The sequence below is a fragment of the Thermoanaerobaculia bacterium genome (assembly GCA_035260525.1).
Classification (GTDB): Bacteria; Acidobacteriota; Thermoanaerobaculia; order UBA5066; family DATFVB01; genus DATFVB01.
In genome coordinates, this window is record DATFVB010000082.1 from 1 (window position 1) to 11,181 (window position 11,181).

At 68.4% G+C, this 11,181-nt stretch carries 9 protein-coding genes; 7 read left to right on the top strand and 2 right to left on the bottom strand.

What is annotated here, in order from left to right:
• The first annotated feature begins 147 nt into the window (after positions 1–147).
• Together VKH46_03970 and VKH46_03975 are read left to right on the top strand one after the other, a co-directional pair.
• Positions 148–858 (top strand): metal-dependent hydrolase, encoded by a 711-nt coding sequence (locus VKH46_03970; GenBank protein HKB69975.1) that lies wholly within the window; start codon positions 148–150, stop codon positions 856–858.
• A gap of 486 nt (positions 859–1,344) precedes the next feature.
• Positions 1,345–2,283: a DUF5777 family beta-barrel protein gene (locus VKH46_03975; protein ID HKB69976.1), complete on the top strand. Its 939-nt coding sequence runs from the start codon at positions 1,345–1,347 to the stop codon at positions 2,281–2,283.
• Positions 2,284–2,513: 230 nt separating this feature from the next.
• Here the strand turns inward: VKH46_03975 and VKH46_03980 are convergent, their stop codons facing one another.
• Complete coding sequence (locus VKH46_03980) at positions 2,514–3,761, bottom strand: MFS transporter (protein ID HKB69977.1); 1,248 nt, start codon at positions 3,759–3,761, stop codon at positions 2,514–2,516.
• 269 nt (positions 3,762–4,030) lie between these two features.
• Positions 4,031–4,492 carry a hypothetical protein gene (locus tag VKH46_03985; GenBank protein ID HKB69978.1) on the bottom strand — a complete coding sequence of 154 codons (462 nt, stop codon included), beginning with the start codon at positions 4,490–4,492 and terminating at the stop codon, positions 4,031–4,033.
• 141 nt (positions 4,493–4,633) lie between these two features.
• On the opposite strand from VKH46_03985, the gene VKH46_03990 reads away from it, so the two are divergent.
• From VKH46_03990 to VKH46_04010, 5 genes are all read left to right on the top strand, one after another.
• Positions 4,634–5,380, top strand: coding sequence for a DUF2064 domain-containing protein (locus VKH46_03990; GenBank protein ID HKB69979.1), 747 nt, complete (start codon positions 4,634–4,636; stop codon positions 5,378–5,380).
• Positions 5,381–5,422: 42 nt separating this feature from the next.
• Complete coding sequence (locus VKH46_03995; protein ID HKB69980.1) at positions 5,423–7,912, top strand: methyltransferase domain-containing protein; 2,490 nt, start codon at positions 5,423–5,425, stop codon at positions 7,910–7,912.
• Between the two features lie 79 nt (positions 7,913–7,991).
• Positions 7,992–8,726: a protein phosphatase 2C domain-containing protein gene (locus VKH46_04000; protein ID HKB69981.1), complete on the top strand. Its 735-nt coding sequence runs from the start codon at positions 7,992–7,994 to the stop codon at positions 8,724–8,726.
• A gap of 259 nt (positions 8,727–8,985) precedes the next feature.
• Positions 8,986–9,762 carry an efflux RND transporter periplasmic adaptor subunit gene (locus VKH46_04005; protein HKB69982.1) on the top strand — a complete coding sequence of 259 codons (777 nt, stop codon included), beginning with the start codon at positions 8,986–8,988 and terminating at the stop codon, positions 9,760–9,762.
• Positions 9,763–9,806: 44 nt separating this feature from the next.
• Positions 9,807–11,181: efflux RND transporter permease subunit (locus VKH46_04010; GenBank protein ID HKB69983.1), on the top strand; the 1,375-nt coding region annotated here is incomplete at its 3' end.

Genomic DNA, 11,181 nt, shown 5'->3' on the forward strand with positions numbered 1-11,181 from the left:
GCGGGCTCGGCAAGCTCACGCTGAACGTCTTCCACCGGAACGCCCGCGCGCGCCGCCTCTACGAGCGGCTCGGGTTCGTTCCCGAGACGCTCCGCTACGTGAAGAAGGTTTGACTCGCGGCCGCGAGCGCGCCGCGGAGGAGGAGCGATGGCCCCGTTCGAAGGAAGGCTCACGTGGCTCGGGCACGCGATGTTCGCGATCGAGTCGAAGTCCGGGCAGCGGCTCGTGGTCGACCCGTTCATCGAACAGAACCCGAAATTTCCGAAGGACTTCGACCTCTCGCGCGTCGACGTGATCGCGGCGACCCACGGGCACTTCGACCACTTCGGCGGGAGCGGGCTCGACCTCGCCCGGCGGACGGGGGCCGCCGTCTGCGGGATCTTCGAGCTCGCGCTCTGGCTCGGGGAGAAGGGATACGAGAACGTCTCCGGCATGAACAAGGGGGGGACGCAGACGATCGGAGACTTCACGATCCACATGACGCAGGCCGTCCACTCGTCGGGCACGTCGCGGACCGACCAGAATCCGCCCTCGGATCCGTGCGGCTATGTCGTCGATGTGGGTGGCTTCCGGATCTACCACGCCGGCGACACGGCGGTCTTCTCCGACATGGCGTTGATCGCCGAGCTGCTGCGCCCCGACGTCGCGCTCCTGCCGATCGGCGACTTCTACACGATGGGTCCGGCGAGCGCCGCGAAGGCGTGCGAGCTCCTGAAGGTGGCGACGGCGATCCCGATGCACTTCGGGACGTTCCCGGCGTTGACGGGGACGGCGGAGGCGTTCCGCGCCGAGGTGGAGAAGCGCGGGCTCGCGACGCGCGTCGTCGCGCTCTCGCCGGGCGAGTCGTGGCGGGGATGACGGCAAGCGCGGCGATGCATCGAGCCGGTCCGCCTCCGCTCTGCCGAGCTACGGCGCGATCGGCTGTGAGTTCGCGCGAGCCGGAGCGGCCGGTCGATGCCAACAGGATCGCGCCGACTCGTCCCGCCGAAGCTTCAGCGAAGGAGGAAGCTTCAGCGAAGGCGGAGCGGGCGCGTGCGCCGCGACCCGCGGCCTTACCGTACGCTCATCGGTACGCCGCGGCCGCGGGTCGGACGCCCGCATCCCGCCGGGCTCGCGCCTCGCCGCGCCTCGTCGCCTTGTCGATCGGGATCGCCTCGGATCGACGAAAACGGCTAGCTCGTGAGAGCGACGGCGGGTCTCGATCGCGTCCCGCGGCGCCTCGAACTCGGATCGAACAGAGTCCGGGAGATCGGGTGGAGGCAACTCTCAGGCCATCTTGATTTCTTAAGAGAGGGCGGGAACGGCTCGCCGCACCGTAGACTGCCTGCCGTCAGGAGGTCGGCAATGAGGATTCGTTTCTCGGCGGCCGCGGCGCTGGTCCTCGCGGCGGGTTGGCTCAACGCCCAGGAGACTTTGCCTCCGGGCGGCGCGGCGGCGACCGCGGCGACGGCCCCGGCGGCGGCGCCTTCCGATTCCGGGGAGTCGAAGCCGGCGGCGCCGAAGCGCTGGCTCGCTCCGGAGGGATCGCTCGTCGTCAACCTCCCGTCGGACCAGGCGCTCTCGCGCGGGCTGCTCCAGTTCCTCGTGACCCACCGCTTCCGCGGCAGCGTGCGCGGAAGCAACGCCCATTCCCTCTACTCCCTCGATTCCGGCGCCGACTTCGGGTTCGGCTTCGCCTACGCGCCGATCGAGCGCGGCGAGCTCTCGCTCTACCGCTCGGGGATCCAGGACGACTGGGAGCTCGCCGCCAAGTACGCGTTCGTCCCGCCCGGCCATGTTTTCGGCGCCGCGCTGCGGGTCGGAGGCGACGACCGCCGCGATCCGCTCGTCGTCACGGAAGCCGGCGGGCTCCTGCCGGGGGGAAAGGCGAAAACGTCCTTCTTCGCGCAGGGCGTGCTCTCGCTCCACGCCTGGAACAACCGGATCGAAGTCTCGGCGGTGCCCACGTACGCTTCGCGGACGACCGCCGAGCGGCGGGCATTCAACGTGCCGGTCCATGCGGCCGTCGCGCTCGGGCGCTCGTGGAACCTGCAGGGCGAATATCAGCTTCAGCGCAAGAGCGTTCCGGACTCGATCGACATTTTCACGATCGGGATCGAAAAGACGCTCTACCGCCACCGCTTCGCGCTCGTCGTCTCGAACGCGACGGTGACCACGGTCGACCAGTATCTCTCCGGCGACTTCGCGGCGGCGCGCAAGCGCCAGGGACGGCCGTTCGACAACGGATTCCGCAACAACGACTGGCATATCGGGTTCAACCTGATCCGGCAATTCAAGCCGTAGGCCGGCGCGGCGATGCATCGAGCCGGGCGGGCGCGTGCGCCCGACCCGCGGCCTTACCGTACGCTCATCGGTACGCCGCGGCCGCGGGTCGGACGCCCGCATCCCGCCGGGCTCGCGCCTCGCCGCGCCTCGTCGTTGTCCGCTGATTGGATCTCGACAGCCGAGATCTCCGGTATCGGTTATTCCCATTTCGAACCCTCGGATTCGTTTCGAATTCCAGGATTCGAATTTCAGATTTCGAGTGCGATCTCGGTGCCCTTCACCGCCGCCCAGATCCAGATGATTCCCGCCAGCGCGATGACCGCCGGAACGATCAGGAACGCCGTCGCGAGCGACGTCGCGTCGGAGATCGCGCCGAGCAGCGGCGGAGAGGGGACGTCGCCGAACAGGTGGATCGCGAACGTCGAGAGCGCGATCGCGGAGGCGCGGCGGTCGGGGGGAACCGCGTTGACGATCGCCGAATTGACCGGTCCGGTCGACATGAAGAGAAGCGTCTCGGAGACGACGATCGCGGCGACGTAGACCGGCCGCGACGCCGAGGTGAACGCGACGAGCGCGACGGGGGCCGCCGCGAGGGCGGAGACGCCGGAGACCCAGAGATACGCCTGCCGCCGACGCCGAAGGAGCCGGTCTCCGAGCCATCCTCCCGCGAACGTTCCGGTGAACCCGGTCACCACGGCGATCGCGCCGAAAAGGATGGTCGCGTCCGCTCTCGGGACCCCGCGCACCCTCTCGAGGAACGCCGGAGTCCAGAAGGCGAGCGCGCCCAGAGCGAAGGTGTACGCGGCGTAGCCGAGCACCGCGCGCCGGAACGGAGCGGTGCGGGCGAGCTCCGCGTAGCGTTGGAAAGGCGAGCCGCCGCTTCCGGCCGGCGCCGGTCCGGAGACGCCGTCGCGGCCCGGCGGATCGGCGAGACGGGCGGCGAGGATGGCGAGGAGGAGTCCCGGGACGCCCGCGAGGAAGAATGCCGCCCGCCATCCGAAGCGCTGGTCCATCCACCCGCCGAAGATGTACCCGCAGGCCGATCCGATCGGGATCGCGGAGAAGAACACGGCGAAGACCCGCCCGCGTCGCTCGGCGGGGAACGCGTCGGCCAGGAGCGCCGGAGCGATCGTGCCGTAGGCGGCTTCGCCGATCCCGACGGCGGAGCGCGCCGCGAAGAGCGACACGAAGCTTCGGGCAAAGCCGCCGGCGGCGGTGGCGAGGCTCCAGACGGCGACTCCCGCGCCGAGAAGCCGCGGCCGCTTCCCCCGGTCTCCGAGGATGCCGAAGACCGGCGAGGCCGTCATGTAGACGACGACGAACGCGGTGACCAGCGACCCGAGCTGGAAATCGGAGAGGTGCAGATCGGAATGGCGGAGGCTCTCGACGAGCGCCGAGACCACGTATCGGTCGAGGTAATTGAAGAGGTTGATGAGGGTCAGGACCGCGAGGGCCCATCGAGCGGATCGGGCCGAGCCCGGCGAGATCGAGGTCATGGACGTGCGATCGTACGGACGAACGCGGTCGTTCTCAAGAAACGAACTCCGGACGGATGTCGAGACTTGCTCGGCGAGCTCGGACGGCCCGAGGCCCCGGAGCCGGGGAAACGGGGCCCGGGCGCGCCGGTCGTTCCGGATCGTGCGCAGGGGAACCGCGCGGATCCTCGGGAGCGTCGGGTATCCGACCGCCCCGATCGCGACCTACCGCTGGGGGATGTCGATGGACGAACGTCCCGGAACGAAAAGCGCGAAGCGGGATGTCCCGATTATCTCGCGGCCGGGGTCTTGATCCAGGTGTCCCCCTTTTTTTCCCAGCCGTAACGCGCCACGCCATTGACCTTGTGGACGGCCATGTCCGAGAAGGCGAGCGTCCCATCCTTCTCCGTCAGGAAGAAGTCCACGTCGACGACGTCGCTTCCGCCGTGGGATTTCATGTCGACGCAGGCGAAGTATCGGCCATCCTCGAGCCGAGCGAGCTTGTCGCGGTGAACTTTGACGAGATCGAGCTCCCAGGTCTTGTCGAGGACGTCGTCGGGGAGCTTGAACGTTCCGCCGTCTTCCTTCGTTTTGTCGGCGACTTTCTCCTTGATCGCCTTCTCGAGGGAGTCGATGGAGACCTGTTTTGCGCCGTTCGGATGTTCAGGGTGTTCCGCCGCGCGAACGCGCGCCGGGCCGACGATAAGACCGGAACCTGCGGCGAGTACCAGAGCGATCTGCGTGAGTCTCATTTTTCGACTCTCCTTTCCCGCCATTGTCCCAGAGATTTCATTCGATCGGCCGCGCTTTGTTTCGGCGGGACGATGTCCGTCGAGTCCGCCGAATTCTCAAGGGAACCCTCGTCCCGGCTCCGATCGCCTTATGATGGATCGATGTCGTCGCCGCGCCGAGCCCTCGTCGTATTCACCCGCAGCCCGGAGGCCGAGGCTCGCGCGAAAGATCTCGACCCCGAATCGACGTCCGGCATCTTCGCCGGCTTCCTCGCGTCCTGGAAGCGGGCGGCCGAGAGAGCGGGCGCTCGGCTCGTCATTTCTTCGCCGCCGGCCTGCGCGAAACGCCTTTCGGTGAGCCCGATCAGCGAAGGCGCCGTCGTGTGTGCGCAGATCCCCGCCCGCTTCGGCGAACGGCTCGCCGCCGCCGTCGAGAACGTGTTTTCCCTCGGCTTTTCGCCGGTCGCCGTCGTCGCGGGAGACACGCCCGCGATTTCGGATGAGGAGCTCGATCGCGCGTTTGTCGCACTCGAAGGCGACGGCGCGCCGCTCGTCCTCGGGCCTGCCGGCGACGGAGGCGTTTATCTCATCGGCTTGCGGCGCCCGGACTCGGATCTGCTGGCAGCCGTCTCGCTTCGAGATCCGAAAGCGTGCGAAAAGCTCGTCCTTTCCGCTCGACGCGCCGGGCGGGGGATTTCTCTCCTGGCGCGCCGCGACGAAGTGGACTCTCTCGCCGACGTACGGAGGCTCTATCGCACGAGCGCGGAGAGCCCGGTCTGGAACGACTACCGGCTTCTTCTGGCTCGCGCTCTTTCGAACCGATCTCAGCCGTTGCCGGATCCCGCTTCGTGGTCGGTCCTTCCTCTCTTTCCCGTGTCGCCCGGCCGCGCCCCTCCCGCGGCGGCCTGATTCGGCTCGTTCGATTTCGTCCCTTTTCAAGGAGGGGTTCCCATGACCGTGCTGACCGAGAGAACACCGCTGTTCGTGCCGCCGCTCCATCGCTTCGAGAGCTCCGGAGTGACGTACGCCATCGACGCCGAAGATCCGAACTGGATCGCGGTGGACGGCCGCGGGGCCGCGCTGCTCGACGCGCTCGTCGATACACCCGGAATTCCGTTCGGGACGCTCGTCGCGCGCCATGCCGGCCAGGCGCGGCTCGAGGCGGGGAAGGCGTGGCTCGAAGTACACGACTTCCTCCGCGCGCTCGATCGTTCCGGATTTCTCTCGGCCGGTGAATTTCGCCGCGAGCCGTATGCCGGCCGATCCGCTCTCGTGACTCCCGAAGGCCTTCGGGAGCTCTGGGTTCAGATCAACAACGCGTGCAATCTGAGCTGCGCTCATTGTCTGGTTTCCTCCGGACCGGGCGGCGCTCCGGGCCTCGATGCGGACGCGCTGCGGCGGATCGTCGATCGCGCCGCCGCGCTCGGGATCGAGCGGCTCTACGTGACGGGGGGGGAGCCGCTCCTGCGCCGCGACCTCTTCGCGCTCCTTCGGCGCTCGACGGAAGAGCTCGGACTCGAGGCGATCGTGCTGACCAACGCGACCGTTCTCCCCGATTCCGTGCGGGAGGGGCTGGCGTCGCTCGACCGCGGCCTCGTGAGGTTCCAGGTCTCGGTCGACGGCGCGAGGCCGGAGACCAACGACCCCGTGCGGGGAGCGGGCACTTTCCGGCGCGCTCTCGACGGCGCCCGTGTCCTCGCGGATCTCGGATTCCCGGTCTCTCTCACGACGGTGACGACGGACGAGAATGTCGAAGAGCTGGCGGAGCTCCCGGCGATCGCCCGCAGCGTCGGAGCGCAAAGCCACCATCTGATGTGGAGCCACCGCCGGGGACGCGCCGCCGAAGCCGATAACGGTTTCTTTCCGGGGCGGGAGAGATTGGTCGCGGCCGTGCGCGACGTCGCGGCGGCGGCAAATGCCGAGGGAGTGCGGCTCGACAACCTCGAGAGCGTTCGCCGCCGCGTCAACGGCGTGCCGGGAGTGAAGTACGACCTCGGGAACGCCGGTTGGGATTCCGTGTGCGTCTATGCGGACGGGAAGATCTATCCGTCGGCGGCGCTCGCCGACGAACCCGCCCTCCTGTGCGGCGATGCGACCCGGGAAGATCTGGGCGACATCCTCGATCGTTCCGCCGTGATCCGGCGGTTGCGTGCCGCGTCGATCGCGCAGAAGCCGACGCTCGCGGGCGACCCGTTCCGTTTTCTCACGGGAGGGGGAGATCTCGAGCACGCCTGGTGCTTCACCGGCGATTTTCTCGGCGACGATCCCTATTACCCGATCACCGTCGCGCTCGCGCGATCGGTGATGGAAGAGCTCGGCCGGGAAAAGGCCGCGCGCCGCAACGACCGCTCCGGGTATCCCGCGCCGCTCGTCCTCCACGCCATGGGAGAGGGCGCGGTCGCCTGCGGCACCGCCGACGGCGCGCTCGCGGAGAAGCCGGTCCTGACGCTCCACTCCAACTGCGTGCTCTCCTTCGACGTCGACCGCCCGCGCGCGAAAGTGCGGGAGTTCTACGGCGCGGCGGCCGAGAAGCCGCAGCCCGAGCTCTGCTGCCCGGCCAAGTACGACGACGCGCTCGTCGGCCACATCCCGAAGGACGTGCTCGACCGGTTCTACGGGTGCGGTTCGCCGATCGCCGCCGCGGCGATCCGCGCCGGCGAGACGGTCCTCGACCTCGGCTCCGGCGCCGGCATCGACGTCTTCATCGCGGCGCGGCTCGTCGGTCCGGCCGGCCGCGCGATCGGCGTCGACATGACCGGCCGGATGCTCGCGGTCGCCGAGGAGAACCGTCCGAAGGTGGCCGCCGCGCTGGGGTACGACGCCGCCGAGTTCCGCGAGGGCTTTCTCGAGAGCATCCCGGTGGAATCGGGAAGCGTCGACTGCGTGACGTCGAACTGCGTCGTCAACCTCTCTCCCGACAAGCCGCGCGTCTTCGAGGAGGTCTGGCGGGTGCTCCGGGACCACGGACGCGCCGTGATCTCCGACATCGTCTCCGAGGTCGAGGTTCCCCCGCGTCTCAAGGTCAACCCGAAGCTCTGGGGCGAATGCCTCGTGGGGGCGCTCACGCAGGAGGGCTTCGTCGCGGCGCTCGAGCGCGCGGGGTTCTACGGCATCGAGATCCTGTCGAAGTCGTACTGGAAGGACGTCGAAGGCTACGCGTTCTCCTCCGTGACGGTCCGGGGATGGAAGCTCGAGAAGTCGGCGGGGTGCGTCTACCGCGGGCATCGCGCGGTTTATCTCGGACCGGGGAAGGCGTTTCTCGACGAGGAAGGACATCAGTTCCCGCGCAACGAGCCGTACGAGATCTGCACCGACACCGCCGCGAAGCTCTCCCGGCCGCCGTATTCCGGTTTCTTCGCCCTCCTCGAGCCGGGGGAGGATCGCGCCGGCTACGCCTGCGCGAATCCGGACGGCACGCCGTGCGCCCCGGGCTGCTGCTGATGGCCGCCGCGGCGGGCCTCGCCGGCGTCGCGAGCGCCGGCATCTCCGGACTCCTCGCCTCGCGGTAAGATCTCGCCAAATGAAATTCCGCTGGCATGCGGCGGGCGTGACCGACGTGGGTCGCCTGCGCCGCAACGACGAAGACGCTTACCTCGTCGACGCGGACGAAGGCCTTTTCGCGGTGGCGGACGGCGTCGGCGGGAGCCGCGCGGGAGACGTCGCGAGCCGGCTCGCCGTCGAAACGGCCGCGCGTGTGCTGCGGGAGGAGCGCGCTTCTCCCTCCGGAGAGGCGGAGCCCGCGGTGATCGGCCGTATGTTTTCCGCCGCGCACCGCGCGATCATCGCGCGCGCCGCTGCCGATCCGCGCGTCTCGGAGATGGCGACGACGCTGGTCCTGCTGCACTGCGACGGGGACCGCGCCTGGATCGCGCACTCGGGCGACAGCCGCGTCTACCGCTGGCGCGACGGGACCCTCGAACGGCTCTCGCGCGACCACTCGTTTGCCGAGGAGCTCCAGAAGGCCGCGGGGGTCGAGGTGCGCGCGAAGTCGCCGTTCGGCCACGTGCTGACGCGCTGCCTGGGCCGCGAGGGCTCCTGGGAGCCCGACGTGCGCGAGATCGACGTCGTCCCGGGAGACCGCTTCCTGCTCTGCTGCGACGGCCTGACCGACATGGTGGACGAGCCCGAGCTCGCGGCGCTCCTTTCTCTCCGGCGCCCGCCCGAGGAAACGGGGCGGCGGTTGATCGACAGCGCCAACGCCGCGGGAGGCAAGGACAACATCACCGCGGTCGTCGTCGATTTCCGCGAACCCTGACCGCCCGGAGACGTACTTTCGCACTGGCGAAGAGATCTTCATCGGCGGGTCGGCCTCCCTTCGAACCGGGCGGGGAACGGATGTAACCTAGCCAACGGTGAACGGGTACAGGCTCCTCGCATGCCTCGGGATCCTGGGAATCCACGTCGCATGCGGAGGCGGAGGCGATGCGGCACCCCCTCCGGCAGAGCCGTCGGCGACGCCTCTCGTCGTTCGGCTCGCTCCGTCTGCCGTCCACGAGGCCGGAATCGAAACGGCCGTGGTCGGTGAATCCACGCTCGACCAGATCCTGACTTTGACCGGCACACTCGCCGCAAAACCCTGGACGCCCGAAGAACAAGCGGCGGTCAACGATGCCGGGAGCGCGGACGCCAAACGGAAGCTGGCCGAGGCGAGTTTGCGGCGCCTTTCCCGCCTCTATGCCGAGGGAATCACCGCGCGACAGGACCTCGACGCGGCGCGCGCCGAACGAGATCAGGCGCAAGCCGCCGCCGCACAGGCGGACGCCAAGCGCGCGAACCTCGGGCTCTCCGCCACATCGACTGAACTCGAAAGGAAAGCCGCGATCTGGGGGCTCGCCAGCCTTTCGGACGTTGACCTCGCTCGAGTCGAGCCCGACGCTCATGTCGCCGTGAAGTCTGCCGCGTTCCCGGGCGCGGTATTTTCAGGAAAAGTCGTCGAGGTCTCGCGATCGGAAGATCCCGACACCCGGACTTTCACGGTCCGCATCGCGATCGAGGATCCCTCCGGCCGCCTGCATCCCCAGATGCTGGCCACCTTCGCGGTCTCGACTTCCGGGGTTGCGGCGCTCACCGTCCCGCGATCCGCGGTCCTCCTCGAGGGAGGCGGGTCGTACGTGTACGTCGCTGCCGACGCGAATGTCTTTCAAAGAAGGCGCGTCGTCACCGGCGCAGGGACGCCGGACCGAGTTCAAGTGACCGGCGGACTCTCCGCCGGGCAGCGCGTCGTGATTGCCGGCGCGCAGATCCTCGAATCGGAACGGCTGAAGTCGCAACGGCCAAAACCCGAAGACTGAGGATGCTCTCGCGGCTCGTCGGCTTTTCGCTGCGCAATCGATTCGTGGTTGTGGTCCTGGCGATCGTGCTGTTCGGATTCGGCATCTACACGGCGACGCACTCGCCGCTCGACGTCTTCCCCGAATTCGCGTCGCCGCAGGTCACGGTCGAAACGGAAGCTCCCGGATTGTCGGCCGAAGAAGTGGAATCGCTCGTGACGCTCCGGCTCGAGCTCGCGATCAACGGGATCCCCGGCCTCAAGACTCTCAAGTCGATCTCCATGCCGGGCGTTTCGAGCATCACGGCTTTTTTTCAGGACAGGACCGACGTCTACCGCGCCCGACAGCTCGTGGCCGAACGGATCGCCACCGTCAACCGCGATCTGCCGTCCAGCGTCGTTCCTCCGGAGATCGCTCCGCTCACGTCGGCCTCGAGCACGATTGAGATCATCGGTCTCACTTCGACCGGCCCGTTCGACCCGCTCGCCGCCCGCACATTCGCGGACTGGACGCTCGCGCCGCGGATCCTCGCGGTTCCCGGGATTGCGAAGGTCGTCACCTACGGCGGGCGGGTCGCGCAATATCAGGTCGTCGTCGACCCGAATTCCCTCCGGAACTACGACCTCGGTCTCGCCGATGTGGAAACCGCCGCCGCGAAGGCCACCACGATCGGCCCGTCGGGGACGGTCGAGATCCATGGCCAGCGATTTCCGATCCGCGCCCTCGCGCAGGCCCGCGGACCCGATGACATCGGGAACGCCATCGTCTCCTGGCGCGACTCGACGCCGCTTCTCCTGTCGCAGGTCGCCTCGGTCCGCGTCGGTCCCGAGTTTCCGATCGGCGACGCGTTGTTGAACGGCCAGCCCGCGGTGGTCATGGTCATCGCTCGTCAGCCCGAAGGGAATACGCTCGAGGTCACGCGGGCGCTGGATAGAGCGCTCGACGATCTTTCGCGTCACCTCCCGCCCGGTCTGGCGCTCCATCCGAGCCTCTTCCGCCAGGCGTCGTTCATCGAACGGGCGATCGGGAACCTGCGCACGACGCTCCTCGTCGGAGCCATTCTCGTCGCCGTCGTCCTGATCGCATTCCTTCGCGATTTTCGCGCCGCGCTCATCAGCCTGATCGCCCTCCCGCTCTCCCTTCTGACCGCGCTCGTGGCCCTGCGCGCGCTCGGCGCGACCGTCAACACCATGACGCTCGGCGGACTCGCCATCGCGCTCGGCGAGGTCGTGGACGATTCGATCATCGACGTCGAGAACATCCATCGCCGCCTTCGCCTGAACCGCTCGCTCGAGAACCCGCGGCCCGCGCACGACGTCATCTTCGACGCCTCGCTGGAAGTGCGCAGCGCCGTGGTCTACGCGACTTTTCTCGTCGCCCTGGTCTTTCTGCCGGTCTTCTTCCTCTCCGGGGTCGCGGGAAAGCTGTTCTCGCCGCTCG